This window comes from Sulfuricurvum sp. (assembly GCF_030691015.1).
Classification (GTDB): Bacteria; Campylobacterota; Campylobacteria; order Campylobacterales; family Sulfurimonadaceae; genus Sulfuricurvum.
This window is the reverse complement of sequence record NZ_JAUYFF010000008.1, coordinates 134827-160452: the sequence shown is the minus strand read 5'-3', so window position 1 is coordinate 160452 and position 25626 is coordinate 134827. Positions and strand designations below refer to the sequence as shown.

Genomic DNA, 25626 nt, shown 5'->3' with positions numbered 1-25626 from the left:
TCCCTTAATATGATCGTGCTTTGAGTTCATGGCGACCGAGGGTTACATCCATGTAATCAAGCGTGATTTCACCGTTTTCATCCATGTACGCCATGGTGTGTTTCAAGAATTTTTCATCATCACGTGTCGGGAAATCTTCACGGAAGTGTGCTCCACGGCTCTCTTGTCGGTCCAATGCACTGGCAACGATAAAGAGTGAATAATCAAGCATATGACCGAATTCGATCGCTTCTTGAAGCTCGGTATTGAAAATTTTTGATTTATCGGCGATACGAATACTTTTATAACGGTTACGCAAATCTTTTAAAATTCCCATTTGTGCCGTGAGTGTTTCTGCTGTTCGAAAAACTCCCGCATTATCAGTCATCGATTGTTGAAGTTCTTCGCGCAAGACGCTAACCGATTCTTGACCGTTGTTGGTAAGAACCCATTCCATCTCACCCAACATACGTTCCGCATCTGCTTCGCTCGCTTGGTGCAATGGTATGTTATCCACTTCGTCTACCATTGTTTTTCCGACGAAACGGCCGAATAACAACGCTTCAAGAACCGAGTTTGCACCGAGGCGGTTTGCTCCGTGGACGGATGAGCATGAACACTCACCCGCTGCGTAGAACCCTTCAACAAATTCTGTATTGTTTTTTCGGACATGTCCGTGTTTGTCCATTGGAATACCGCCCATAGAGTAGTGGGCTGTTGCGGAGATTAAGATCGGCTCTTTGATCATATCAAGACCTAGGAAGGTGATCGCAAGGTCACGAAGCTCCGGTAGGCGCTCCATAATTTTCTCTTTGCCCAAATGGACAAGGTCGATATAAACGGCGTCTTTGCGAGGACCGACACCGCGCCCTTCACGAATCTCTTGGATGATTGCGCGGGCTACAACGTCGCGAGATGCGAGTTCCATAGCGTTAGGGGCATATTTTTCCATAAAACGCTCACCGAGTGAGTTGAGAAGTTTCCCACCCTCTCCGCGAGCCGCTTCAGAGATGAGCACACCGTTACCGGAAAGTCCTGACGGATGAAATTGAACGAATTCCATATCTTCGAGAGGAAGACCGTGACGGGCTACGAGAGAGAGTCCATCACCGGTATTGGCGTGAGCATTGGAGTTGATTTTAAATGCACGGGCGTATCCGCCGGTAGCAAACATAACCGCTTTCGCGTTGAAAATCGCTTTTTCAGAGTTACGGATGTTATATGCGCTTACTCCATATACTTTGCCTTCGTTATACAACAAGTCGGCAACATACCACTCATCCCAAAACTCTACACCTTCACGGAAAGCTTGCTCATAAATAGTTTGTAGGAGGGTAAGACCTGTACGGTCTTTTGCAAAACAGGCGCGCGGTGAAGATTGTCCGCCGAAAGGGCGTTGAGCAATGGTACCGTCTTCGTTGCGGCTAAATGCCGCACCCATACGTTCAACCCAACGGATTGTTTCCGGTGCTTTTTCACACATAAACTGGACAACATCTTGGTCTGCAAGATAGTCTGACCCCTTAACGGTATCGAACTCATGGAGCTCAACGCTGTCTGCATCACTAAATGCAGCGTTAATTCCCCCCTGTGCAGCACCGGAGTGACTACGCAACGGGTGAAGTTTTGTGACAACGGCAACTTTTTTGCCGGCTTTTTGCAACTCGCGAGCTGCCGCACATCCGGCTAGTCCTGCTCCGACAATAACCGCATCATAAGTATAAATGGGAATACTCATACGCCTTCCTTGTTGATAAAATCTGTGGATGATTATAGCGCGCCGCTCCTTGGGCAAGATTAAAAAGGGTTATAGAGCGGTGTTAGGAATGAAAGTAGTAAATCTTGTCCAAAATCGTAACAAAATAGGAAAAATTACCATCCAATATGAGTGGAAAAGTTACATATAAGGGAGAACTTAATGATAAGAATCGGCACGATCCCTGAGTTGTGCGATACGGTTTCCACCGTTTTCTTTGGCTTTTTGAATCAATTTAAGGGCATCTTCTGCCGCTTCTTCCACCGATTTTACAGGAATTTTAAGGAGGAATCCTGCGCTGAGTGTTATTTTTATAACCCCTTTTACCGTACTGAAACCGGAAGCCTCAACGGTGTGAAGAATTTTTTCACAATCGTCCAATGCCATTTGCTTGTTGATGCGTGACATCAGAAAAATAATACGGTCATCATCCATATGCGCAATAACGTCGAGCGGTTGTTCATACATAGAGATCATATCGCCGAGTTTTTTGAAAAGATTCACCCTATCGTCTTTGGAGAGAGTATTGACGAGAGAGGTGTATTGGTCAATTTCAAAAAGTACCACAAAAACGTTATTACTGCCACGACTCGATTTTTTGGCATTAAAAGCAGTAATAAGCCCTTTTTGATTGTTCATACCGCTTAGTGGGTGGAGCATGCTTGGGCTAACGGCTGTTTGTGTACATCTTCGCATTAACCGTTTAAGGATAAAGTCGATCTCTTGAGTGATAGCAGCTTTTTGGGTACCGTCTGTGTCAACGGAACATGCTCTATCAATATCACTGTAAATTTGATCAAGCAGGTAACGGTAACGGAAAAATACCCCTAACCCGATAAAAAAGAGGAGAAGCGCTATCAGTTTGGCAGTAGAAATTGCGTCATTGGTGAGATGTATTTGGTAGTCTATCAATCTATCGATATCTTTTAAATAGGGTGTGCTTACACGGAGCATTTTTGCATGTGCGTCATTTTGGCGAGGGGTGCCAAGAGATGCAGACCAATCCGAAGCATAGTTACGGAATGTCTCAGACGAAATGGTTAATGAGTCCAAAAGGCTAAGTTGCTCTTGTTGGGAAGAGGTCAAAGTGGTTAGAAAGGGATCTTCACTCGAGAGTTTAACTGCAAGTGCAATTTCCGCTATTGCACCGTTGATGACAATGGAACCCATTTTAGGATCGGTAATTTCGGCATGAATGATTTTTTCCATGGAGAGATGCTGATTTTTAAGTGCGCTTAAGCGCTCACTATAGGCTGAGATATGGAAGAGTTGCAGGGTTAAAAATGCAACGCCGACACCGAGTATTAATAAAGTAGTTTTTAGATTTTTAAAAACTTTTCGTATAGATAGCAACATTATCTTCCTTTTCAAAAAATGGTTTTTATATACTTTTGTATCATTTAGTTAGATAACATTTTAACACAAATAGGTAAACTTGCAATTTTAACGCCTACATAATCTCCTTTTGTCTATAATAATACTATTTTTAAAGATGGATATAAAGCGTGAACGTAGAAAACTATTTTATTTCCACCTTTTGCTCATCAGGCTCACACATCGGAGATGATGGTGCCCTTATCGGCAAGTGGGTCTACAGTAAAGATCTTTTTTTCGAAAATGTCCATTTTAAGAGAACGTGGCTTAGCTTTTATCAAATCGGCTATAAAGCGATGATTATTAATATTTCTGATGCGATTGCTATGAATGCGATACCTAAGTATGCATTGCTGGGTGTAGCGATGCCGAAGTCGATGAGTTTGTCTCAGATGGATGAACTCTCATCCGGGATTCAAGCGGCAGCGTCGAAATACAATATTGAGATAATCGGAGGGGATACGATCGGCAACTCAAAGCTTGATCTCTCCGTTACGATTATCTCTGAATCTACCGCTCCGTTAACGCGTCGCGGGTTAAAAAGAGGGGATATCATCGCGTATACGGGCGAGCTGGGCAAATCGGCTAAACAGCTCCGTTATCTGTTGGCCGGGGGGAGTGTTCATACGCAATGGCGTTTTGTATCCCCGCAACTGCGCCAATCTTTTGTGATGCAATCTCGTCGTTATTTACGATGTGGTATGGATATTTCCGACGGTCTTTTCAGTGATATGGAAAAATTGTGTAATGCCAATCGGATGGGAATTCGATTTCAGAGAAAAATAGAAAAAAAAATCGGCTGTAGCGGTGAAGAATACGAGATGCTGATAGCGTTTCCTCCTCATCGTCTAAGCGCAATTCGCCGCATTGCGGCACGAAATCGAACAACCATCACCCCTGTGGCTCGCGCAGTGCGCGGAAGCTATGTCAATCGCTGTAAGCGTCATCATTTTTAGGAGTTTCATGGAACGTCAATATTACCTCCCTCACAGTGCAATCGAATTTCATTTTCGCCAATCCCCGCGTGATTTTGTGGTGGATGAGATACCTCTTTACCCATTCAGCGGTGACGGAGAGCATTTGGTGCTTCATGTCCGTAAAAAAAATCTTTCCACATGGCAGATGATCGATATCTTCAGCAACCATTTGGGGATCAAAGGACGCGATATCGGTTACGCGGGGCTAAAAGATAAAAATGCCCAAACCAAGCAATATATTTCATTACCTCGAAAATTCGAAGCGGTATTAGAGAATTTTGAGCATGAGGGGATTAAAATCCTCGAAAAAACGTACCATAACAATAAAATACGTATCGGTCATCTCAAAGGAAACCGCTTTTTTATCCGTCTTAAAAAAGTAAATCCGACATCGGCCATGAAAATTCAAGAAGCGCTTAAAATGATCAAAAAACAGGGGATGCCGAATTATTTCGGATTTCAGCGTTTCGGTATCGACGGGGAGAATTATAAAAAAGGTCAAGCTATCTTAGACGGGAGTCTCAAAGAACGGAATAAAAAGCTGTCGCAGTTTTACGTTAATGCGTATCAAAGCTATCTTTTTAATGGTTGGCTGAGTCATCGTATTCAAATTTCTAAACTCGTCGAGGGTTTCGGAATCGATGAACTCTGCACCGTTTTGCCGCTCCCTAAAGAGGAACTCCTCTCAATGAAGGCTCAAAAACATCCGTTCAAACTGATCCATGGGGATGTGATGATGCATTATCCTCACGGTAAACTTTTTCATTATGAGAGCGATGAAGAGATTGAGCGGTTTAACAAACGTGATATTTCCGTCAGTGGTCTTTTAAGCGGTAAGCGGGCAACACGCGCTACCTCATTTGCTGAGTCTATCGAAAAAGAGTACGACACCATTCACGAGGGAATCGACGGCGCACGCCGTTACGGATGGATTTTTCCTGAAGAGATCGAGGGGGAGTATAAAGAGAACGAAGCGTGGTTTGAACTCCATTTTACCCTTCCAAAAGGGTGCTATGCCACCGTATTGATCGAAGAGATCGCCAAACGACAAATTCAAACGGATGAAACTCAGGAGTAACCATGAAACAACACATCACCTCTGCAATCTCTCAATCTTTTGGTCGATTTGCATCCAAAGAGCATGGGAAAACTTTTCAAAAACTCATTAATCGTACTTATGTACGCTCTATGGGGCTGGATATGTCTGATTTTGACGCTACAGAATCGTATCCGAGTCTCAATGCTCTTTTTACCCGTAAATTTCGCCATATGCGAAAATACTCAACGGATTCTCATGATATGATCAGCCCGTGTGACTCCCTTATTACCGAATGCGGCGTAATAGAAGAGGATATGGCACTGCAGATCAAAGGGATGCGCTACAGTGTTGATGAAGTGTTGGGAGAGGGGATAACAACGGATTCCAAAAAAAGTATCCATAACGGAACCTTTGTCAATTTTTACCTCTCTCCGCGTGATTACCATCGTTATCATGCTCCACTCGATATGCAAGTGCTTCATGTCGTCCATATTCCCGGCAAACTCTATCCGGTTAACATCCCCTCGCTCAAAAAACAGGTAAATCTATTTATCGAAAATGAGCGGGTTGTTATAGAGTGCTTGAGCAGTGAGGGAAAACGGTTTTTCTTGATTTTGGTAGGTGCCCTCAATGTGGGAGAGATGGAAGTGAGTTTTGAACCGCGTATCCGAACCAACACGACGTTGGTTCCGAGCCAATACAGTTACAGAGATTTGCATCTAAGCAAAGGGGATGATTTCGGATGTTTCCGCATGGGATCAACGATTGTTATGTTATGTGAAAAAGATATGGTAGAACTGGGAGTATCAAGCGGGCACAATGTGAAATTCGCCCAAACGATCGGGCGGCTTATTTTCTAAAAAGGATATCGAGACGGACGTTTAGATGTCCGTTTTCCTCGTAAATATCGATCGTACTGTCGATTGGCGGATGGAGTTTAACCAGTGCCCCCTGAATAGAGTGAAAAACGTGGGTAAATTTAGGAAACATCGGGGCGAAGATCGTATCGATATGCCCTTTTTGGATGATATGGGCCAATGAGCTGATCGCACTGTAGTAGACCGTTTTGTTAATAGAGCGGTTAATACGATAGCTACGTAAAAGTTCGATATTTTTAACGAGGACATCGCGCTCTTCTTCACACAATACCCGATTGCTATGTGCACGTTCGAGCTCTTCTTGTATCTCTTGTTCTACGATTTTTTGACGATCTTGGATCTCTTGATCCAAAAGGGGATCATTACGGCGGATGAGTTCAAGTATCTCATCGCAATCCATAGGTTTTTTAGCCGTTATGTGGGTATAGCGTTCGCCTCCCACGTATTCGTGATTTAATGCCTGAATAAGTTCTGCAACGATACTGAGATAAATAAATTTATCATCTTTGTTAAGATCAAAAGTGATTCCATGCGCCGAGATAAGAGGCTTTGGACCGGCATACTTCAAAGACATTAAAAACTCCTATACAAGTGGATAGTGACTAATTATACATTAAATCTGAAGTGCATGATGTCACCATCGGCAACAATATACTCTTTCCCCTCTAGACGCATTTTGCCCGCTTCTTTTGATTTTGCTTCACCGCCGCAGGCAACAAAATCTTCATACCCGATCACTTCGGCGCGGATGAACCCTTTTTCAAAGTCGTTGTGGATAACGGCAGCCGCTTTCGGGGCTGTTGTGTTTTTATGAATTGTCCACGCACGAACCTCTTTGACCCCTGCAGTAAAGTAGCTCATGAGACCCAGTTTATCGAATCCTTTACGGATGATTTGCTCTAGCCCTGATTCTTCGACACCCATGTCGCGTAAGAATTCATCACGCTCATCATCTTCCATCCCGACGAGCTCTTCTTCGATTTTGGCGCACAGTTTGATCACTTCACATCCGTGTTTTGCCGCGTGTTCACGGAGACGTTGAACGAACTCGTTGTCTTCGGTCAGACTGTCTTCATCGACGTTCGCTCCGTACATAATCTCTTTGGCACTCAAAAGTCGAGTCTCACTCATCAGTTTTTCATACATTTCGCTATCCGCTTTCGGAAAGTTGCGTGCGAGGTTCCCCTCCGCCAAAAACTCCGCCAGCTCTTCGGCAAATTCAGCCATAACAGCAGAATCTTTATCGTTTTTCGCCTGTTTTTTGAGTCGTTCGATACGGTTGGTCAACACTTCGATATCGGCAAAGATCAGTTCATTTTCGATGATTTCGACATCGAGAAGAGGATCGATACGCCCCTCGGTGTGGACGATATTATCATCTTCGAAACAACGGACGATTTGGAGGATTACTTCGGTTTCACGGATGTTCGAGAGGAACTTATTCCCCAACCCTTCGCCCTTGCTGGCTCCCTTAACGAGACCGGCGATATCAACGAAATCGAGAGTCGAGTGTTGGATACGCTCAGGGTTTACGATTTTAGCGAGTTCAGTCAAACGGATATCAGGAACCGGAACGGTCGCTTTGTTCGGCTCGATAGTACAGAACGGATAGTTTGCCGCTTCGGCGTTTTGTGCTTTGGTAAGTGCGTTAAAGGTGGTTGATTTTCCGACGTTTGGTAGTCCTACGAGTCCGATTGATAATCCCATGGAGTGTTTCCTTATAGTGTTTCGATGCGTAAAATATTGACGCAATTATAATACAGTGTTGTTGAGTGGGGACTGAGGGGAGAGGCAAGATGTTTAAACATCATGATGTATTGATGATTTTATGCTATAATGCACTAAAAAGGAGATGGTATGAGTGTACGAACCACGATTACTCTCGATGAAAACATCCTCAAACTCCTCAAACTCAAAGCAGTAGAGACCTCCGAATCGCTCTCTTCGCTCGTCAATAATATTGTTGTCGATGCGTTTAGAGAAGATAGCGCTGATCTCAAAGCATTCGATGAGCGAAAAAATGAAGAGACGCTCTCATTTGAGTCGTTTTTAAAACAACTGGAAACTAATGGCAAGTTATAAAATCGAGATCAAAAAATCTGCGGCAAAAGAGATCGAGAATCTTCCCTCGGTGATTTTAAAAAGGGTTGTTTCACATATCCAAGCCCTCGCCAACGATCCCAGACCGCTTGGGTGCAAAAAACTGAGCGGTGATGAAAAATTTCGGATTAGAGTAGGGGATTATCGGATTTTATACGAGATCGAAGATGAGATTGTGACGGTGTATGTCGTCAAAGTAGCACATCGAAAAGAAGTTTATCGGATGTTATAAGCTGGATTCCCGATCAAGTCGGGAATGAGAAAAATTTATTTACACTGTTCCATTAACCAGTTGAGTGTCATACGTACCCCTGCGCCCGTACCGCCATAGGTATGAACATCCCATGCGCTCTCGGTATAGGCAGAACCTGCGATATCAAAATGTACCCATTTCTCTTTCATGTCCTCATTGATAAAATTATCGAGGAACAATGCCGCTGTGATCGCTCCACCGTAAGGTTTGCTAGAGACGTTGCAGACATCGGCGAGGTCGCTTTTGATCAGTTTTTTGAGGTGGCGGTTGAACGGTAAAATACCACAGTATTCGCCGCTCGCGTCTGCCGCACTCAGCCACTCTTGTTTGAGTGACTCATTATGCCCCATAACCCCTGTTGTATACGGCCCAAGAGCAACCATACACGCGCCCGTGAGAGTAGCGTAGTCGAAGAGGTAATCGGCTTTGACGTACTCTTGTGCATAGCCGAGTACATCGGCGAGGACGAGGCGACCTTCGGCATCGGTATTGCGTACTTCGATCGTTTTGCCGTTTTTAGCACGGAGGACGTCATCGGGTTTGTAGGCATTGCCGCTGATCATGTTCTCAACTGCACCGACAAAAGCGTGGACTTCGATATCGAGGTTCAGTTCGCTCACCGCTTTGATGATCCCCATTACGGCACATCCGCCCGCTTTGTCCATCTTCATCGTCACCATTGAGGTGGCCGCTTTGAGGCTTAATCCGCCGCTGTCATAGGTGAGACCCTTTCCGACTAGGGTGATGACACGTTTCGGATTTTCGGGTTTGTAGGCGAGGTGAATCAGACGGGGAGGGTGGGCTGAACCGCGTCCGACGGAGAGCATAGCAAACATTTTTTCATCTTCTAACCCGTTGACATCGAGGATGGTGCATTCGAGATTATTGTTTTTCGCCAATATATCTGCGGTAATAGCCATCTGCTGCGGTGTCATATCATCAGGCGTTTGATTGACCAAAGTACGGACGAAGTTGGTGGCTTTGGCAATGATCGTCGTTTGTTTGAGAATCGCTTCCAACTCATCAATTGCATTACCACTTCCGTCATGATTTTCATTGCTGAAGATAACTTCTGTTAGAGAAGAGGGTTTAGGCTCCGATTTATAGGCTTCAAATCGGTAGCTTCCCAAAAGTACACCCTCGATCAATGCTTTAAAAGATTTCTGTGTATATTGCGCGAGTTTAAGGGTTCCATAGCCGTAGTTCATTGCGCTTCGGATCGCTGCGGCCATAGCAGATCGGTAAAGCTCATCGCTCGCGTTATTGTCGATACCGCACACCAGAAGACGGTGCTCATGTAAAGCGCAGAGCTGTTCAAGGTCGGCTTTAAATCCGGCTTGCTTTAAGAGTGCAGTATGAGGATGAGTTGCGAGCTGCGCAGGTGTGACGAATTCTACGCTCAGGTCGGCATTGATCTGCCCAAGAGGTTGATTAACGATTTTGACGTTCACGGCGTTTCTCCAAAAGATTTTTTTCAATACGGTTAAACATAAAAGCGATACCGCCAATAATGCTGAGGGCTAAAGGTATAGCGAAGTACCAGTGCGCTTTGATCCATGCGAGCAGTTTGAGTAACTCATCTCCGAAATAATAGGCGGGGATAATGGTCAATGAAGCCCAGAAAATAGCACTGACAAAGTTGATGATGGCAAAATCGCGCGAGGAGTATTTAGTAAGTCCTATCGCCATCGGGATAACTGTCCGCATTCCGTACATATAACGCTGTACGAAAATAAGGGGCCAGCCGTATTTTTTGAGCAACAGGTGAGCAATCGCAAATTTACGACGTTGTGAGCGAAGTTTGTCATGGATATAGCTTTTGTTAAAGCGTCCGATATAAAAATAGATTTGATCTCCGACAAATCCGCCGAGAGCTCCTACAACAATCGCTAGGGGGAGAAACATATCTCCCGTATGGGACATGATCCCTGCCATGACAAGACCAAGCTCACCCTCTAATATACTCCATCCAAAAAGGACAATGTAGCCGTATTCTCTCAACCATTCAATAAATAAATGCTCCATACGTGCCCTTAGTTGTCAAAATTTAATATTTGTTTTGCCTGCATCATATCCTTGTCACCGCGACCGGAGAGGTTAACGATGATGAGTTTGTCTTTGATATCGGTCATTTTTTTCAAGTATGCGACGGCGTGAGCGGTTTCAAAGGCGGGGATAATCCCCTCCGCGCGGCTGAGCCATACGAAAGCGTCTAAGGCTTCTTGGTCGGTGATGTTGTCATAGGTGACATTATCATTATCTTTATGGAAAGCATGCTCAGGCCCGATGCCCGGATAATCGAGTCCTGCTGAAATCGAGTGGGCTTCGAGAATCTGACCGTCATCGTCTTGGAGGAGATAGCTCATTTGACCGTGCAATACCCCCGGGCGTCCTTTGAGGAGGGAACATCCGTGTTTATCGGTCTCGACCCCAAGTCCTCCCGCTTCGATTCCGATACAGCGTACCTCTTTATCTTCGAGGAAATGTTGAAACGTTCCGATGGCATTAGAACCGCCGCCGATGCAGGCAATGACGTAATCGGGGAGGCGGTTCTCTTTTTCCAAAATCTGAGCACGCGCTTCACATCCGATAATCGCCTGAAAATCACGTACCATCATAGGATAGGGGTGAGGCCCTGCAACGGTGCCGATGATGTAAAACGTATCGCGTGCATGGGTGACCCAGTGGCGGATGGCATCGTTCATGGCATCTTTGAGGGTTTTAGAGCCGCTTTCCACCGCGTGAACTTTGGCTCCGAGAAGTTTCATTCGAAAAACATTTAGCTCTTGTCGTGCGACGTCTTTCGCACCCATAAAGATTTCACATTCCAATCCCAATAATGCGGCAATGGTAGCGGTCGCGACACCGTGCTGTCCCGCACCCGTTTCGGCGATCACTTTTTTCTTGCCCAAACGTTTTGCCATAAGTCCCTGTGCGATAACATTGTTAACTTTATGGGCACCCGTATGGTTCAAGTCTTCACGCTTGAGATAGATTTTGGCACCCAGCTCTTCAGAGAGGTTTGCGGCATAGTAGAGGGGACTCGGACGACCAACATAATCGGTGAGATAGCCGTCCACTTCGCTCCAAAATGCTTTATCAAAACGGATCTCTTTGTAAGCTTCTTCAAGCTCTAAAAGGGCGGGCATAAGGGTTTCAGGGACATAACGTCCGCCGAAGATACCGAAGTGCCCCTCAACGGGATCAAATTTGGAAGGGGAAGGGATATACATTAATCGACTCCAATCACAGTATAAACTTCAACCATCTCACGCAATTTTGCCTGTCCGCTCAGGAAATCAAGACCCATCACAAAACACGCTTCTATGCACTCGGCACCCACCTTGTTGATAAGGTTTGCCGCCGCATACGCGGTTCCCCCCGTTGCGATCAAATCATCGATCAGCAAGACACGAGGTTTTTCAACCCCATTGAAAGCATCAATGTGGATTTCCACTTCATCCACACCGTATTCAAGAGAGTATTTCTCTGAGACGGTGGTGTAGGGGAGTTTCCCTTTTTTACGGATGGGAACGAAGCCGATGCCGAGCATTTGAGCGAGTGCGGCACCGAAGATAAAACCTCGCGCATCGATCCCCGCAATGTGGGTCAGATCATAGGTACTGTAGCGATCATGCAAGTGGCGCATCAAGACACCGAACGCTTCACCGTCTGAGAGGAGGGTGGTAATATCTTTAAACACGATTCCCGGTTTCGGAAAATCGGGGATATCCCGAATGGCATTGATTAAAATAGCTCTGTCGTTTACAGTGAGATTCATAAAGGTTTCCTTTTTTAAATAAGTGCGTCGATACGCCCTTCTAGCTCTTTGATTTTGTTTTGGAGACGGTCGGTTTCGGAACGGTGTTTCGAGTTACGCTGTTTGAGTGACTTGACTTCGTTACGGAGATTGTTCAGCTCTTCACTGAGAATGTCGACATTCCCAAGTGCACGTTGGAGTTGAATCTGATATTTTCGGATCAGTACTTCAGCCTCTTTGAGAGTCAGCTTCATCATTTCACTGGTGCGCTGTTCTTTGACGGTGATACTCCGAAAATAGAACATCTTAACTAAAAAGAAAAGCGCTCCTAACGTGACAATCGTGAGCAATGACCACTCTAAAAACATACCTTATCCTTTGATCGCCTCTAATTTTTCGACACGGCCGCAATGGCGACCCCCTTCGAATGCACCCGCAATCCATGCATCGAGGATTGATTCGGCAACCCCTTGACCCACGATACGCTCACCGAAGCACAAAACATTTGCATCATTATGCCCCCGTGCGACGGTTGCCGTATAGGCATCGTGGCACAGTGCGGCGCGAATACCGTGATGTCGGTTGGCCGCAATCGACATTCCGATCCCTGAACCGCAAATCAAAATTCCCTGAGAAGCAGTGTCAGCGAGGACATTTTCACACACTTTGATCGCATAATCGGGATAATCGACACGATCTTTTGAAAATGGCCCCAAATCGATCACTTCATGTCCTTTTGAACGGAGCAGTTCGACGGTAAAATCTTTTAGATCGATTCCGGCGTGATCGGTGGCAATGTAAAATTTCATAACTCTCCTTAGTTCAATAAAAAATGTAAGACGCTCTGGATTGGCCAGATAACCAACGGAATTTTCAGTGGAGTAACCAATATGATGATGATAACAATCATTCCATAAGGTTCGGCTTTGACGAAAAATTCGGCAACGGCACGTATTTTATATTTTAGGCTCATATAGGTAATAAAATGGGCTCCGTCAAATCCCGGAATAGGGAGAAGATTGAAAACGGCGAGAACGACATTGATCAGCAGAAGCTTCATAATGAGGAGATAGCCGAAAAGATAGGCGATTGTGTCCGCTTCACTCGGTTGTGCAAGAGAGAGGAGAATGACGGAAGAGAGGGTTGCTAAAAAAATATTATACGCAATCCCCGCCAAACTCACCTGCATTGCCGCATTGTATCCGCCGTTTCGAATCACCGTATGGGTATTGATCGGTACCGGTTTTGCCCATCCGAATAAAAAACCGCTGGAAGCACCGAGGAGCATAGGTATAAAATAGGTCATCAACGGGACGAGAATCGAGCCGAAGGGATCGATATGGATGAGAGGATTAATACTTAGTCGCCCCTGACTTTTTGCGGTATGGTCACCGTATTTATAGGCGACCCACCCGTGCATAATCTCATGTCCGATAATGGCGATGAGAAGAGCGAGTATCGCCGCAGCGATTTCGAGTAGATCAATAGAGCTCATGGTCGTTGGCATCTTCGCGAATGCGCTCAGCTATTGCGCGCTCAAGTGGATCTTGAAGTTCTAAATCACTCGGAGTTTTTCCGATCCGATCCCAGCGTACTTCATAATTGCTGTCTAAACTGAAATAGACAAACCACGGTGTCCCCTCGATGAGTCCGTAGGGGACACTTCCCCAAAAACGGCTGTCGTTCGAGTGGTCACGGTTGTCTCCCATCATAAAGTATTCACCCTCAGGGACTTGGATCGGAGCGACATTGAAAAGCTCAGTAGGGAAGATGCCGTTGTCAACCATTTTTTCATCGTTGTGGATTCCCGGATGCTCTTTGGCATACGGGTTTTTAACCCATAACTTCCCTTCAACCTCTACGAGTTCATATCCGGCAAACGCTTTTTTGGCGTATTCATCCCCTTCTCGCGGGTGGAGGTAAAGGACTTTATCCTGTAAAAAGAGTTCATCCCCCGGCAATGCAACACAGCGTTTGACGTAGTGAAGCTGTGTGTTGTTCGGATAGCGGAAAATGACGATATCGCCGCGCGCAGGTTCATCACCATCGATGATATGTCCATCTGTCCCCGGAATCAGAGGAATTTCAAGAAATGGGATGTGGGGAGTGGAGATGCCGTAAGCGAATTTTTTGGCAAAAAGATGATCCCCTACGAGGAGAGAATCTTTCATCGATCCGCTGGGGATACGAAACGCCTGTGCAATGAAGAAAATGACGAACAAAACGATGATGATAGTTCCCGTCCAAGTATTGGAAAAACGGTAGGCGCTGTGGGCGGCATTAAATATTTTTTTCTTCAAAGGTTATTTCTCTTCTTCTGCATGAATTTTGGCGGCTTTTAGGGTGTTAGAGAGGAGCATCGCGATGGTCATCGGACCAACTCCTCCCGGTACAGGGGTAATGTAGGATGTTTTAGGGGCAACGGCGTCATAATCGACGTCACCGACAAGGCGACCATCTGGCGCGCGGTTGATACCGATATCGATGACGATAGCGTCTTCTTTGACCATATCTTCTTTGATCAGATTAATGACTCCCGCACCGACGAGGACAATGTCGGCATTCAGGGTGTGTTTTTTCAAATCATCGGTGAAAATATGGCAGATTTCGATCGTTGCATTGGCGTTAAGCAAGAGGGCTGCCATCGGTTTTCCGACGATATTGGAAGCACCGACGATGCAGCAGTTTTTCCCTTTCGGATCGATATCGTATTCGCTCAAAAGTTCCATGACTCCCAGAGGCGTACACGGTACAAATCCGTCCAACCCCGTAGCGAGACGTCCGACATTGTAGGGGTGGAAGCCGTCTACGTCTTTGGATGGGGCAACCACTTCGAGGATTTTGGTGGTGTCGATATGAGACGGTAGGGGAAGCTGAATCAAAATACCGTCAATGTTGGGATTGGTGTTCATCATTTCGATGGTTTTAACGATGGCGTCTTGGGAAATATCATCGGGCATTTCGTGGGTAACGGAGTAAAATCCGGCACGGTCACACGCTTTTTTCTTCATTCCGACATAGGCTTGGCTCGCTGGATCATGACCGACTAAAATGACCGCCAAACCGGGAACTCTCCCTGTTGATACTTTGAGTTCTTTTGCTCCGAGAGAGACTTTTTCTTCGATTTTTTGTGCGAGCGCTTTACCGTCAAGAATTTGCATTTAATCACCGTCAAATTGTTTTTGGGTATGATACCGCTAAAAGACTAATAATTGGTTAAAGGGATCAGGTGCGCGGGGTTTTTCTACTATTTTTGACATTTACACTCTCTTACGCAGAGTCGTTTATTACGAAAGAAGAGTATGCCGCAGGACTGTACCATAACCCTCGCGGAGTAGGGTGCCATTTATGTCACGGTGAAGAGGGTGAGGGGAAACTGATCGCCCGCTATCGTGACAAAGGTGAGAAGAAGATTTTCGCCGGCAAACCGATCAACAAACTTCCGTTTCGAGAATTTTACGAAAAAATAAACAGCCGTATTGTCGGAATGCCTCGCTATTATCTCACCGATACGGAGATTCAGACCCTCTACTATTATCTCCACAGAGACGAGTTTAAACGTGCCGCTCAACAACCCCGAAAAGCTCAATAACCTTATTTCCTCAGGCGATATTGCGTCACTAAGAGCATTGGCATTGCCGCAAAAACGGCAACTTAATCGTTCGTTGTCGTTTCGATCCGCTATGATGATCTCTACCCATAACCTCAAACATCTCTCTAAAATTCCGTTCCTTGATGCGGAGTGTGTAATGCTGAACCTCGAAGACGGTGTCAGTCGTGAACAAAAGCCGTTTGCTCTAGCGCTGTGCGCGATGGCATTGGCTTCCAATCCTGAGAGTGATAAAAAACTGGTCGTTCGTGTTAACCCTCTTGATGAGGGGGGTGCTGAGGAGATAGCGTTTCTCAACCCTTTTATGCCTGATGCGATTCGTGTCCCTAAAATCCGCTCGGTTGAGGATGTTCGCCGTATTTTGACCTTGGTGGATGACAATATAGAGATACACCTCTCCATCGAGACGAAAGAGGGATGGTTAGCCCTTTCTCATCTCTCCGTCGATCCGCGTATCAAAGTCTATTATCTTGGTGTCCTTGATCTTTTCGCTGATCTTGGGCTATCTCAGAGTCTTTTGCTCCCCGATAACCCTACCGTCCACTATATGCTTTCCCATTTTTTAATGACGTGCCGTGCATGCGGTGTTAAACCTGTTTCGTTTGTGTATCAAGATTATAAAAACAGCGACGGACTGCGCAACTGGCTGGAGTTGGAGAAGATGATGGGATTTGATGCCAAAGGGTGCATCGCTCCCGCTCAAGTTACTCTCATCCATGAGATTTTCGGGCATAGCGAAGCGGAGATAGAACGGTGTCGCGAGATTGTTAGACTCTTTGAAGAACACTCTGCGCAGGGGATTAGCGGATTTGTCGATGCGCGGTACGGATTTATCGACGAGCCGATTTATAAAGGGGCTATGACTATTATCAACCGTTTATAAATATATTGAAAATTAGTTATAATAAATTAAAGTAATTACAATAACGCTTTAAAGAAGGTTGAATATGAAACTATTTCTACAAAGTATTACAACCCGAATAGCCATATGGATGATTGTTATCGCATCTGTCCCTTTGCTTGTGATAGCGTATACCTTGCTGTATCAAAAAAAAGATGAAATCACAGCGCAGCACCTTTCGAATCTACAAGTGGTGTTTAATCAGACGATTGATAAAATCGAGACAAACCTCCAATACCAGCAGCAGCTTTTAAAAAATATAGCAGCGAAGCAGCGAATAGCCGAAAAACTTCTGAGCACAAATCCAAATGAAACCATGCAACTTGATCCTGTGATTGAAAATTATGTCACGAATGTCGTAAAGGAGAATGGATATTACGATTTTTTCATTTTATCCGAAACCGGCGTCGTTGTTTACAGCTATAAAAAAGAGGGCGACTACGGAAAAAGCATAAATGATTTGAGCATGAAAAAGACTGCTTTGGCAAAAGTGTGTTTTCAAGTATTGGCGACCCGAAGCAGCGCTGTAAGCCCGCTTGAATACTATTCACATTCCAAACGTAAATCGAGTTTTATTGCTACACCCATTCTCAAGAATCAAAAAGTCGTAGGGGTAATCGCGGTACAGCTCAATGATAATCATATTTTTGATTTGCTTAAGCATTATAACGGTTTGGGAAAAACCGGTGAAGTTGTCGCCGGAGCATTAACGCCCGATGGAAAAGTAGTTGCGGCGATGCCCTTAAAATACGATGCAGATGCTTATAAAAATGAACGTGTATTAAATGCGGGTCATAATGCCACCGGTATGGTTCAGGCGGTACGAGGTAAAGGGGGAAGGGGTGAGATTGTCGATTATCGAGGTGTCCCCAGTTTAGCCGTCTGGGGATATGAACCTATATTAAAATGGGGTATTGTTGTTAAAACGGATAAAAATGAAGTATTGAATACATTTTATAAAGATGAAGAGCAACTATTGTATATTTTGATTTTTATCATAATCGCACTTATAGGGACTATATTTATGAGTGCGAAGAGGATTACACGTCCGATTAATAATCTCATAATGTCGATGCGGCAATTTCGAAAAGAAGGGGTGTTTAATTTAAACGTTGCGGAGTGTGAGGGGGAACTATGTTATCTCTCACAAGAGTTTCTTACAATGGCGGAAGAGATTAAAGCCCATCATCACAATCTTGAGGAAAAAATACATCAGCGGACGAATGAACTTCGACTTGCCAAAAGTTCGATCGAAAATTATGTCGGAATTGTTGATCGGTTCGTTATTACCTCTTCTACAGATCTAAACGGGAAGATAACCTACGCATCCAAAGCGTTTGAAGAAATTTCAGGATATTCGAATGAGGAATTGATAGGAAAAAACCATCGGATACTCCGAGACCCGCAAATGCCCAATGAGTTGTTTGAGAACTTATGGGAGACAATTACAAGCGGCAAAGATTGGCATGGAGAGATTCGTAATATTGCTAAAGACGGAAGTTACTACTGGGTCAGTGTCCATATTTCTCCAAACTTTGATGCACAGGGCAAAATGATCGGATATACGGCAATTCGACAAAATATTACCGATAAAAAAATGATTGAAGAAATTTCTTTGAAGGATCAGCTGACCGGGCTATATAATCGACGCCATTTAGATGCCGTGTTGGAAAAAAACTGCCAAATGGCTGAACGTTATAATATCCCCTTTAGTGTTGCCATTATTGATATTGACCATTTTAAGAATGTCAACGACACTTATGGTCATCAAGTTGGTGATTATGTTCTTCAGAATCTCTCAGAAATTCTCAAGAGTCAATGTCGTGCGGTAGATATATTAGGACGATGGGGTGGGGAGGAGTTTTTGATTATTTTCCCCAATACGGAAGAGTCTGAGGCAGAGATAGCTGCTGAAAAAATTCGTAAGGCTATCGAAATATTTCCAATGGAGTATGTTGGAAATAAAACGGCCAGTATTGGAGTTTGCGAATACCATGATAATCTTAATGAAACAATAAAACGGGCGGATGAAGCACTCTATCAAGCGAAAGCTCAAGGGCGTAACCGTGTTTGCACCTATAGGTATAACAAACAGTGAGTTGAATCCGTTTATTTGACGATAATATAAACCCGTATCCGTACCCGTGTGGGCTGTTCGGGTTTCGGATATTTGGGATGGGCGAGGTTGATGGTCTGCAACGTCAGCTCATCAAGTGCCGTTCCGATGCGGTTTTTTTCTAACGTCAGATCGCTGATGCTTCCATCAGGCTTGAGGATGAATTCAACGACATTATTATCCATCGGATCGACATCGGATCGGTCACGAAGCAACCTAGTGCCGACCACTTCATTTATTTTACGGATTCTTTGAAGATTATCGATGATGTAGTGCTGTTCTCCTGCGGAGAGTTCAAAAAATTCATCACCGTAGTGGTGGAGAACGGAATAGGGGAGGCTCTCTCGGTCGGCTTCGGTGATACGTTTGAGCTCTGTCGAATGGATGGGCTGCTGTGCAAGCGGCATCGGTGCATCCGCTTTTTTTCCCTTTGAAATGGCACTGCTCTGAGGCGGAGCGGATGGAGGGGTAATTTTCTCCTTTATATCGGTCTCTTCATTCAGGGTTACGCCGAAACGCTTCTCTTTGTAAAAAGGTTTATCTTCATTCTCTTCATGGGAAATTCCATACCAAACCAAAACAAGTATCACTGAATGAATCAAGAGTGCGATGAGGAGTGAGAGGAGAGATGGATTCGGTTTCATCTAGGATAGCGGTTTAATAACCGGTAAGGTTATACCATACCCGATAGCGGATCAGTGTTTTTTGCTGAGGTCGGGGATATTTGGAATAGGCGAGTTCGATCACCTCTTTGGTCGTGTCATCCAAAATAGCGAGATTGCTGTTTTTGAGAAAGCGTATGTCTGAGATGCTTCCATCAGGGAGGAGATAAAACTCGATCATATTGGTATCGTTTGTCCGAATGCTATCGGGGATGCGGCTTCGTCCGTAGCGATCCAAGACCCCTTGGGTTATACGGCGCATTACCTCTTGGTTATCGAGGATATATTTTTGCTCCCCCTCGGAGAGTTCATTGAACTTATCCCCATAAAGACGTTGGATAGAATCGGCAATTTTGGTAGAACTACGGGTCGGTCGATCCTGTGCGGAGGGGTCAGCTTTTGAGAGGCTGTCATGGAGACTGAACTCTTTTTTCGCTAGGGGTTTTCGCTCTATCTCAGCAACCGGCTTGGCAACATGGCGCTCGAACGCTTTTCTGGGTTCTGGGATCGGCTCAGGGGTGGGAGGAGTCGGTTTAGTTTCAGGTGTCAGCGATTTGGGCTTTTGCGGTTTTGGCAGAGGCTGAGCATCTTTGATCATCTGCTCTCCGCGCGGAATCGAACGGTTTGGAATCACTTTCGGAATCTCGTTTTTAACAATGGCCTCTTTTGTAATGTTCGGGCGTTCTTTCATCGAGAGCCTGAAACGCTCTTCTTTCGGCTCACTCATTTCTTCGGGAGGAGGAGGGAGCGGTTTAAATTGGTCTAATAAAATAAGCACTAGTAGAATGATGAGGTGAACCAAAGCGGCGATTATAAATGCGTAAAGGGAAAAAGATTTGGTTCGTTTCATAACCGCGCATTCTACCTAGATTTTCCTAATGAAAGAAGCCTTTCGGGCAAAAAATGGTCTCTGAAAGGGGCGTGCACGAAAATTGCATTATCTTTTTAAACCGTCCAAGGAAAAGGCCATGAGCGAACTGGATACTTTATGCCGTGAGATAGAAGATTATTTGAAAAAATACGCGATAGATGATGAAGCACGATATGTGATTGCACCGCATATCGCTAAAAAATCACTGGAAATGAACCATCTTTATCAGGATTTGGGCTTTAAAAGCCGTGTACAAATGGGTGCCTATATGGCTACACATTTCCCTCGTCTTGCATCGCTGAAGCCCAAAGATAAACTCTGGAAAAAATTTCTCTACGACGCCATCGGAAAAGTTGCCCCCGCGTGTGCGACGTGTCATGATCAAGAGCACTGCTTTACCTGTTTGATCGCGGAGGCGAGTGCGTGAAATTACGGTTTAAAGGAAAATATCATGAATGAATCAACACTACGGGTTATGCAGGCGATTTTTTCGCTGAGTGACGAGATCGAATACAATATCTACGAGGCGGTCGATATCGCCGAATATGCGCAGATGGATACGGATGAGGTGCGTAGCATCATCAGTAATCTCTACGACGAGGGGTATTTGGGTGAATGCATGACGGCGGGAGACGATGGATTCGATACTTTCTATCTGAACAAAAAAGGGCGTACGCTCATCGGGATGGAATGATGATAAAGTTAGTGGTCTTTTATGAAAAACCTTTTTGTGCCGCCAATGCCAAGCAAAAGCAGATACTCCGTCAAAGTGGCTGTACCCTCATTGAGCGAAACCTTCTCGAACACGGTTTGGATGCTGATACTCTTCGCAGTTTTATGGAGGGTAAAAAGGTAGCCGATTGGTTTAATCCTGCCGCCCCCGCGATCAAAAACGGCGAGATTTTTCCTGAAACACTGGATGAAGGCTCTGCCATGGAGTTGCTGATGGCTAATCCGATTTTGATCCGTCGCCCGCTGATGGTGATCGGAACGGAGAAACTGTGCGGGTTTGATGCGGACAGAGTATCCGAAGTGTTGGAACGCTATGTCAAACCAATGCCGAAAATCAACTGTCTGGAAAAGGGATGCTTGCAGATTCGGGCTGAATAACTTTAAGGCTATTTCATCGTGCCCTGAGCCTCTTTGAGCATGGTATCCATAATAGTAAATAATTCTTGAGAGGCACTTTCGACTTTTTGGAATCGGTCAATTATTATTGTTTTATTCTCTAATAGTGCGTTTTCACTTTCGATCATTTCATCTATTTCATGAATATGCGCATGGATTTTTTTGTGTGGTTCTAAAACAGTGTTATAGGACGGAAAGTGGCTAAACAGTATTTTTCCTTGTCCCGTATCGTACCATTTACCGAATCGACAATTATGATGGTCAACAACATTCCCGTCCATTTTTCGTGTATATACAGCGTTATAGGCATTACCTTTGAAGAGTATATGGTCAATTTTTGCCAGAGTAATATAAGCAATCATCTCAATACTTCCCACAACTTTTGCGGTTTGGAGTGCATTTGTATTGAAGTCGGAGATAGAATCGGTAAAACTTTGAATCAAACTGGTTGATTTTGTAGCAATCGTATTCATGTTGTCTGAGCTGTCTTGAATTTCAGTCGTTTCTTGCTGAAGTGTTTGTATCGCGATGGATATTTCGTTAGTCGCTTTTTGTGTTTTTTCAGCCAATTTTCGTACTTCATCCGCAACGACGGCAAATCCTCTACCGTGTTCACCTGCACGTGCCGCTTCGATAGCTGCATTGAGTGCTAATAGATTAGTTTGATCGGCAATATCTTTAATCAGGTTGATGACGGAATTAATATCATTGGCTTTAGTGCTTAATACGTTGATGGTGTCGTTGGAGTTCTGGACTAATTCAATCAATTGAAAGAGATTGTTTGTTACCTCACCGAGAGAACCGACGGTTTCTGTTGATTGTGTTGCCGTATTTTGGGAGAGTTTTGCGATATTGGATAGATTATCTAACGTATATAAAAGATCTTGCTGTATAACATCCAAACCACCGGTGGAACGGCTGATCTCAGCTAGTTTTCCGTCCAAATCAAAAAGTTTAAGCGAGTTGTGGTGATCTTTCATTTTTTCGACGTTTTGATTAATGTATTCAGCCGAGCGTTTAAAAGATCCTTTTAGACCGGATATTTGAACTTTTCGATGAAAACGGTCTTTGCTCAGTGCTTCAATGACGGAATAGGTATCATTCATATAGACTTGAAGCTGGTCGATCATATTGTTGGTATTCCAGCAAAGTGATTTTAATTCACCGCCTTCATCAATGGAGATGATACGTGAATCCATATGCCCTTGTTCAATCTCTTTCATAACGTCAGCTACTTTTTTGATGGTTGATTGAACTTTACGTATATGAATAAAGATAGCCCAAGCAATGGCAAAATTGATGAGATTCAATAACCGAATCCAGTCAAATCCGATGGTCGCAAGTTCAAAAATGAGTGCAATTGCAAATACAATGATCGCGAGAAGATTTAAATGTTGTAATTTAGAGAGAGAGGACAAATTCATCGTAGGTGACCTTTCGTTTTTGTAACTCAGTATTCAGTAATGCTTCTCCTGATTGAATCCCTCCGCTGCGCTCTGCTATTAATAAAGCTTGATAAAGCGGTTTTATCGCATCCAAGGCTTGTATATCAGGTTTGCGTCGTACGGAATGGTAGGCAATGATCTTATTGTTATCATCTAAACTTGCAGTAATATGTGCAAATACCCAGTAAAAGTCTTGATTTTTGGTACGATTGATAACATAGGCAAAAACTTCTTCTTTTTGTTTAATATGATCCCATAAGTGTTTATAGACGGTTGCTGGCATATCAGGATGCCGTAATATATTATGCGGCTGATTGAGCAATTCGGATTCACTATAGCCTGATATTTGAACAAATAGCTCATTACCGTATATTATTTTTCCGGATGTATCTGTTTTTGAGACAATAAATTGGTTGTCTAGAAAAAATACCTCTTTTCCAGCCATAGGGCTACTCCTCATGAATATAAATTAATTTTGTATAGTGTCAAAAGTGAATGACTATTCATGTATGGTAGCATAGTGCTTTGATTAATATCAAGTAAATCTATTAATTTACTATGAATTTAACATTTGTGTAGCGTTAAGTAAACAAGTGCAGTGGAAGTGAAGGAGATTGGCTATGAAAGAATTTCGGGCATTAGTATGAGAACGGATACTCATTTCCTATATAAAAGGAAATGAGCACTAGGATTACACCGCTCCGAAAGAGAGTTTTCCGCCGCGTTGGAACGATTTGATCTCTTCGTACGTTTTTTCGCTAAGACGGAGGTTACTGCGTAGAACCTCTTTACATACCGCATCAATTTTCTCTTTGTCGGACATCTTTTTCAAATCCCCTTTTGAGAGATCGGCAATATCGAGCAAGTCATTCCATACAGAACTTTCATCCAATGAAAAGGTATGGAAGGTGATTCCCTCATAAACGAATGAGCCTTTTCCGATAATGTCGGAGACGAAAAGAAGATATTTCCCCTCAGGAGTCAAGAACTCTTTGTATTTCGCTACGAAACCTTCAAAAATATCCAATGATGTGAGTTCACACGCCAAGAAGTCAATTTTGTCAGAGTTGGTAGCGAGGATCACTTGTTTCACGATCTCTTTTGGTGGGAGACTTTTATCGGCAGTGATCACTTTACCTTCTGTTACGACGAGGCATCCGCGATAAGCGTATTTGTACGCATCGGTAGGGGCGTTGTAGACGATCATCCATTCGAGTTTGTTCTCGGCGATGTAGCTTTGGATTGACATTAGGGTTCCTTCAAGATTAGTTAACTCTCTCAATACAATTATTGTTCTATCAATAAAGAGGGTAAACTTCCGCTTATGAAACAAAAACTACATGCTAAAGCCGCTCAAATCGCTCAAAGTCCCGCTACGAAAAAAGCCCTTATCGCTATGAAACCTGAAAAGTCGGTGTGGGGATTTTTAGGAATCGTCCTATTTTTGATTGTTCCTGAGATTATCGCTTTTATTTGGGGTGCAGAGATCACTGCCTATGCCAAAGAGGCACTGTTGCACGCCGGAGGGGTAGAGAAATACTATTTTGATTTTTTAGTCATGATGTTTGAAGAGGGGGGAAGCTGGGTAAATCTTGCTATCGCCACCGCTCTGTTGGTGTGGTTCTTTTTTTGATTTTAGATAATTTGTTCGCTGCTCGTATCGACTATCTTTTCAATCTCTTCAAATGAGTCTTGGGTCGTATCTGCGGGGATTAGCTCTTTCCAGCTGCTAAAGGCTTTTAGGTAATCAACACTTCCTGAACTTTTGGGATCAAGGGTGAATTTTGGAGCATTGAAATGTTCCAATGAGGTAGTGTTCTCAATCCCGAGGGCAAAACGATCACGTTTATCGGATCCATTGATTCGTGATTGGACATAAACAATATGTCCATCCGAAGCGATACCGAAATCAAATTCTAGCTGTAGGTTAAGCTCTTTGATGAGCGGTTCGAGTTGGTTCGGATCGCTGATAAACATATACGAACCGTATACCTCTTTGGTAATCAGTGATTCAGAGTACATTTTCTGAATTATCGAATCGGTTACGGTTAAAAGTAGCTTTATCGATTGATTATGATCGAGAGAGATGTGAACTTTTTTGCTACTTCCGCTGTTTTTTTCCAGAGAATTTAGCGGCTTGTAACTAAAATGCGAGCCGTTTATGTCGCTAAAAGCTTTGATCGTCCCCTCTTTGATTGCAGCGTTGATACTGTGAACTTTCTTTTCATCAAATTGTTTCATACTCTCTTCAGTGATGAGGCTACTAATGAGAGTATCATTGAGATCAAACCGTATGAATTTCCCCTCATCTTCAGCCTGCATAGGGAAAATGGTATTTAGAAATGTTTTCCCCATATAGAGTGTTTTGGTCGAATAATCGAACAAAAACGGGAACTTCATCGAGATTTCGACATTGTCTTTATTGTAATGGAGATCATAAATTGCTTCGGATCGGATGGTCTCGCGATAATCAATCGCTCCGTTAATCTCAAACGAGAATCCTCGGATGATATCAATCCCTTTTTTCAGATAGAGAGAGGTCCGTGATGTTGTATTGGTTTCATTTTTAGGGAAAGAGAGTTTTGTAATACGTGTCGTCGATGTATAGTTATATCCGGTGGTATCAAATGTTTTCATCAATCCGTTTTTGAGAGATTCGTGGGGAGTAACTGTCGTACATCCACTAATCACAAGTGCTGATAAAAAAAGGGCACTTGACATTAGAGCAGTTTTCAAAAACATAAAATAACTCCCACTAATACGATTTATTTTGAATT

The 25626-nt window shown here is 44.0% G+C and carries 31 protein-coding genes; 12 read left to right on the top strand and 19 right to left on the bottom strand.

Features of this window, described 5'->3' with window-relative positions; translation table 11 throughout:
• Window positions 1-4: 4 nt before the first annotated feature.
• On the bottom strand, window positions 5-1717 hold the full coding sequence (locus tag Q8O20_RS07220) for an FAD-dependent oxidoreductase (protein WP_305530613.1): 1713 nt from the start codon (window positions 1715-1717) through the stop codon (window positions 5-7).
• A 177-nt stretch (window positions 1718-1894) separates the two neighbouring features.
• On the bottom strand, window positions 1895-3091 hold the full coding sequence (locus Q8O20_RS07215; protein ID WP_305530612.1) for a diguanylate cyclase domain-containing protein: 1197 nt from the start codon (window positions 3089-3091) through the stop codon (window positions 1895-1897).
• Between the two features lie 149 nt (window positions 3092-3240).
• Here Q8O20_RS07215 and Q8O20_RS07210 point away from each other — a divergent pair, with 149 nt between their 5' ends.
• The 3 genes from Q8O20_RS07210 to Q8O20_RS07200 are packed head-to-tail and all read left to right on the top strand — an operon-like array spanning window position 3241 to window position 5985.
• A complete protein-coding gene (locus Q8O20_RS07210; RefSeq protein WP_305530611.1) occupies window positions 3241-4065 on the top strand; it encodes a thiamine-phosphate kinase in 825 nt (274 codons plus the stop codon).
• Between the two features lie 7 nt (window positions 4066-4072).
• Complete coding sequence (gene truD / locus Q8O20_RS07205) at window positions 4073-5164, top strand: tRNA pseudouridine(13) synthase TruD (protein WP_305530610.1); 1092 nt, start codon at window positions 4073-4075, stop codon at window positions 5162-5164.
• 2 nt (window positions 5165-5166) lie between these two features.
• Entirely contained in the window at window positions 5167-5985 is an 819-nt protein-coding gene (locus Q8O20_RS07200; RefSeq protein WP_305530609.1) for a phosphatidylserine decarboxylase, read from the top strand.
• Here Q8O20_RS07200 and Q8O20_RS07195 read toward each other — a convergent pair.
• Window positions 5975-6577 carry a hypothetical protein gene (locus Q8O20_RS07195; protein WP_305530608.1) on the bottom strand — a complete coding sequence of 201 codons (603 nt, stop codon included), beginning with the start codon at window positions 6575-6577 and terminating at the stop codon, window positions 5975-5977. The genes Q8O20_RS07200 and Q8O20_RS07195 overlap by 11 nt on opposite strands.
• 32 nt (window positions 6578-6609) lie before the next feature.
• Window positions 6610-7710, bottom strand: coding sequence for a redox-regulated ATPase YchF (gene ychF / locus Q8O20_RS07190; protein WP_304740342.1), 1101 nt, complete (start codon window positions 7708-7710; stop codon window positions 6610-6612).
• Window positions 7711-7860: 150 nt separating this feature from the next.
• Between ychF and Q8O20_RS07185 the strand changes: the two genes are divergently transcribed.
• Together Q8O20_RS07185 and Q8O20_RS07180 are read left to right on the top strand one after the other, a co-directional pair.
• Window positions 7861-8085 (top strand): hypothetical protein, encoded by a 225-nt coding sequence (locus Q8O20_RS07185; protein ID WP_305530607.1) that lies wholly within the window; start codon window positions 7861-7863, stop codon window positions 8083-8085.
• Window positions 8072-8335 carry a type II toxin-antitoxin system RelE/ParE family toxin gene (locus Q8O20_RS07180; RefSeq protein WP_304740338.1) on the top strand — a complete coding sequence of 88 codons (264 nt, stop codon included), beginning with the start codon at window positions 8072-8074 and terminating at the stop codon, window positions 8333-8335. The genes Q8O20_RS07185 and Q8O20_RS07180 overlap by 14 nt, the downstream gene beginning before the upstream one ends.
• A 35-nt stretch (window positions 8336-8370) precedes the next feature.
• On the opposite strand, the gene Q8O20_RS07175 is transcribed toward Q8O20_RS07180, so the two are convergent.
• From Q8O20_RS07175 to folD, 9 genes are read right to left on the bottom strand one after another with little or no spacing between them, the layout of a single operon-like run.
• Window positions 8371-9807: a leucyl aminopeptidase gene (locus Q8O20_RS07175; RefSeq protein ID WP_305530606.1), complete on the bottom strand. Its 1437-nt coding sequence runs from the start codon at window positions 9805-9807 to the stop codon at window positions 8371-8373.
• Window positions 9788-10381, bottom strand: a complete 594-nt coding sequence (locus Q8O20_RS07170; protein WP_304740334.1) for a DedA family protein — start codon at window positions 10379-10381, stop codon at window positions 9788-9790. The genes Q8O20_RS07175 and Q8O20_RS07170 overlap by 20 nt, the downstream gene beginning before the upstream one ends.
• 8 nt (window positions 10382-10389) lie before the next feature.
• Entirely contained in the window at window positions 10390-11589 is a 1200-nt protein-coding gene (gene trpB / locus Q8O20_RS07165; RefSeq protein WP_304740331.1) for a tryptophan synthase subunit beta, read from the bottom strand.
• Window positions 11589-12137 (bottom strand): adenine phosphoribosyltransferase, encoded by a 549-nt coding sequence (locus Q8O20_RS07160; RefSeq protein WP_305530605.1) that lies wholly within the window; start codon window positions 12135-12137, stop codon window positions 11589-11591. Before Q8O20_RS07160 ends, trpB begins: the two co-directional genes overlap by 1 nt.
• A 14-nt stretch (window positions 12138-12151) precedes the next feature.
• Window positions 12152-12484 (bottom strand): hypothetical protein, encoded by a 333-nt coding sequence (locus Q8O20_RS07155; RefSeq protein WP_294894237.1) that lies wholly within the window; start codon window positions 12482-12484, stop codon window positions 12152-12154.
• A gap of 3 nt (window positions 12485-12487) precedes the next feature.
• Window positions 12488-12925 (bottom strand): ribose 5-phosphate isomerase B, encoded by a 438-nt coding sequence (gene rpiB / locus Q8O20_RS07150; protein WP_304740325.1) that lies wholly within the window; start codon window positions 12923-12925, stop codon window positions 12488-12490.
• Between the two features lie 8 nt (window positions 12926-12933).
• Window positions 12934-13611 (bottom strand): site-2 protease family protein, encoded by a 678-nt coding sequence (locus Q8O20_RS07145; protein ID WP_304740323.1) that lies wholly within the window; start codon window positions 13609-13611, stop codon window positions 12934-12936.
• Window positions 13598-14416 carry a signal peptidase I gene (gene lepB / locus Q8O20_RS07140; RefSeq protein WP_304740321.1) on the bottom strand — a complete coding sequence of 273 codons (819 nt, stop codon included), beginning with the start codon at window positions 14414-14416 and terminating at the stop codon, window positions 13598-13600. The genes Q8O20_RS07145 and lepB overlap by 14 nt, the downstream gene beginning before the upstream one ends.
• A gap of 3 nt (window positions 14417-14419) precedes the next feature.
• Window positions 14420-15277 (bottom strand): bifunctional methylenetetrahydrofolate dehydrogenase/methenyltetrahydrofolate cyclohydrolase FolD, encoded by an 858-nt coding sequence (folD, locus tag Q8O20_RS07135; RefSeq protein WP_305530604.1) that lies wholly within the window; start codon window positions 15275-15277, stop codon window positions 14420-14422.
• Window positions 15278-15345: 68 nt separating this feature from the next.
• Here folD and Q8O20_RS07130 point away from each other — a divergent pair, with 68 nt between their 5' ends.
• From Q8O20_RS07130 to Q8O20_RS07120, 3 genes are all read left to right on the top strand, one after another.
• Entirely contained in the window at window positions 15346-15708 is a 363-nt protein-coding gene (locus Q8O20_RS07130) for a cytochrome c (protein WP_305530603.1), read from the top strand.
• Window positions 15677-16609: a CoA ester lyase gene (locus Q8O20_RS07125; protein ID WP_305530602.1), complete on the top strand. Its 933-nt coding sequence runs from the start codon at window positions 15677-15679 to the stop codon at window positions 16607-16609. Before Q8O20_RS07130 ends, Q8O20_RS07125 begins: the two co-directional genes overlap by 32 nt.
• Window positions 16610-16673: 64 nt before the next feature.
• Window positions 16674-18725 (top strand): diguanylate cyclase, encoded by a 2052-nt coding sequence (locus Q8O20_RS07120; RefSeq protein WP_305530601.1) that lies wholly within the window; start codon window positions 16674-16676, stop codon window positions 18723-18725.
• Between the two features lie 11 nt (window positions 18726-18736).
• Here the strand turns inward: Q8O20_RS07120 and Q8O20_RS07115 are convergent, their stop codons facing one another.
• Window positions 18737-19387, bottom strand: coding sequence for an energy transducer TonB (locus tag Q8O20_RS07115; protein WP_305530600.1), 651 nt, complete (start codon window positions 19385-19387; stop codon window positions 18737-18739).
• A 13-nt stretch (window positions 19388-19400) separates the two neighbouring features.
• Entirely contained in the window at window positions 19401-20255 is an 855-nt protein-coding gene (locus Q8O20_RS07110; RefSeq protein ID WP_305530599.1) for an energy transducer TonB, read from the bottom strand.
• A gap of 118 nt (window positions 20256-20373) precedes the next feature.
• Here Q8O20_RS07110 and Q8O20_RS07105 point away from each other — a divergent pair, with 118 nt between their 5' ends.
• The 3 genes from Q8O20_RS07105 to Q8O20_RS07095 are packed head-to-tail and all read left to right on the top strand — an operon-like array spanning window position 20374 to window position 21386.
• Window positions 20374-20703 carry a nitrogen fixation protein NifQ gene (locus Q8O20_RS07105; RefSeq protein WP_305530598.1) on the top strand — a complete coding sequence of 110 codons (330 nt, stop codon included), beginning with the start codon at window positions 20374-20376 and terminating at the stop codon, window positions 20701-20703.
• Between the two features lie 24 nt (window positions 20704-20727).
• Window positions 20728-20970, top strand: coding sequence for a hypothetical protein (locus tag Q8O20_RS07100; protein WP_304740303.1), 243 nt, complete (start codon window positions 20728-20730; stop codon window positions 20968-20970).
• Entirely contained in the window at window positions 20967-21386 is a 420-nt protein-coding gene (locus Q8O20_RS07095) for an ArsC/Spx/MgsR family protein (RefSeq protein WP_305530597.1), read from the top strand. The genes Q8O20_RS07100 and Q8O20_RS07095 overlap by 4 nt, the downstream gene beginning before the upstream one ends.
• Before the next feature lie 8 nt (window positions 21387-21394).
• Here Q8O20_RS07095 and Q8O20_RS07090 read toward each other — a convergent pair whose 3' ends face one another.
• The 3 genes from Q8O20_RS07090 to Q8O20_RS07080 all read right to left on the bottom strand — a co-directional run bounded on the left by Q8O20_RS07090 (window position 21395) and on the right by Q8O20_RS07080 (window position 24098).
• Window positions 21395-22828, bottom strand: coding sequence for a methyl-accepting chemotaxis protein (locus Q8O20_RS07090; protein ID WP_305530596.1), 1434 nt, complete (start codon window positions 22826-22828; stop codon window positions 21395-21397).
• Window positions 22806-23294: a PAS domain-containing protein gene (locus tag Q8O20_RS07085; RefSeq protein WP_305530595.1), complete on the bottom strand. Its 489-nt coding sequence runs from the start codon at window positions 23292-23294 to the stop codon at window positions 22806-22808. Before Q8O20_RS07085 ends, Q8O20_RS07090 begins: the two co-directional genes overlap by 23 nt.
• Window positions 23295-23540: 246 nt before the next feature.
• A complete protein-coding gene (locus tag Q8O20_RS07080; RefSeq protein WP_305530594.1) occupies window positions 23541-24098 on the bottom strand; it encodes a hypothetical protein in 558 nt (185 codons plus the stop codon).
• 75 nt (window positions 24099-24173) lie between these two features.
• On the opposite strand from Q8O20_RS07080, the gene Q8O20_RS07075 reads away from it, so the two are divergent.
• Window positions 24174-24482 carry a hypothetical protein gene (locus Q8O20_RS07075; RefSeq protein WP_305530593.1) on the top strand — a complete coding sequence of 103 codons (309 nt, stop codon included), beginning with the start codon at window positions 24174-24176 and terminating at the stop codon, window positions 24480-24482.
• Window positions 24483-24484: 2 nt separating this feature from the next.
• Here Q8O20_RS07075 and Q8O20_RS07070 read toward each other — a convergent pair whose 3' ends face one another.
• Window positions 24485-25570, bottom strand: a complete 1086-nt coding sequence (locus Q8O20_RS07070) for a hypothetical protein (RefSeq protein ID WP_305530592.1) — start codon at window positions 25568-25570, stop codon at window positions 24485-24487.
• Window positions 25571-25626 lie beyond the last annotated feature (56 nt).